General features: G+C 20.0%; 2 protein-coding genes. One reads left to right on the top strand and one right to left on the bottom strand.

Annotated features, from left to right (window positions below; translation table 4 throughout):
* On the bottom strand, nt 1-183 hold a 183-nt coding region (locus tag D9R21_RS06685), incomplete at its 3' end, for a hypothetical protein (RefSeq protein WP_148108894.1).
* Between the two features lie 109 nt (nt 184-292).
* Here D9R21_RS06685 and D9R21_RS06680 point away from each other — a divergent pair.
* The coding region (locus D9R21_RS06680; RefSeq protein ID WP_148108893.1) for a hypothetical protein at nt 293-1,091 on the top strand (799 nt) is incomplete at its 3' end.

Below are 1,091 nucleotides of genomic sequence, written 5' to 3'. Positions count from 1 at the left end.
AGAAACAAACTTAAAAAAACTTGTAGAAGTAAAATATCGGGCATAACTATCACCAACAAAATCTTTAAATACTTCTCAATCAAAACCAAAATTATAGTCACTAAAATTTAAATCATATTTTTTATTTAAATGTTCATAACTAGTAATTCGTTTTTTGTTATTAATTTTGGTAAAATCCTGCATTTTTAATGCACCCCCATTTTTGATAAAATAATATTAAGTATTAAATATCATAATTTATTAACTAGCATAATTTAAAATAATTTATTTAATTAAGAAAGGAAATTATAAAATGGAATTAAAACAAAATTTATTACAAGATTATAAAAAAGATAAAATAATAGAAACAAACAATGAAATTAAAAACTTATTTATTAATAGAGATAATGAGATATTTAAATTATATCAACAAGGACAAATATTACAAGGATATAAGGTGATATCAAAATTGCCAAAAACAATTAAAACAGAATATGGAGATTTTCCCATTAAAAGAAGATTATATGTTAAATATGATGAAGAAAAAAAACAAAATATAAATCGTTATCCTTTAGATGAAGAATTAGGTTTAAAAAAATACGAAAGAATCGAAATAAATTTAAAAGATAAATATATGTATTTTATTGGTGATGGAAAAAGATATAAAGATATTTTACATACAACAGAGAATGCAAATATTAGCGAAAGAACAATATCTAATATTTTTAAAAATGCCGATTTAGAAGAAACCGATTACATTAGTAATAAAAATAACAATAAAATTAAAATTCCAAATAATGTTTTATATATTCAAATTGACGGAGCTTTTGAACCAATGCGAGAAAATAAAAAAAGAGTTGAAAATAAAATATTTCTTGCTACTATGCATATTGGTGTTGATGAAGAAAAGTCAACAAAAACCAAAATAAAAATGAAAAAGAAAAAAGGCGTTTTTCAAATGATGAATAAAAATCATAAGAATAAAAATGAGAAATCAAATATTGATAATTTTATTGATAAAATTTTTAAATCAATGGATACTTATGATATTAATGAAGATACTAAAATATTAATATTAAGTGATGGTGAAAAACAAATTAAAAAAATTTATA

It is taken from the genome of Spiroplasma endosymbiont of Megaselia nigra, from assembly GCF_003987485.1.
Lineage (GTDB): Bacteria > Bacillota_I > Bacilli_A > Mycoplasmatales > Mycoplasmataceae > Spiroplasma.
This window is presented reverse-complemented; position numbering and strand designations above follow the sequence as displayed.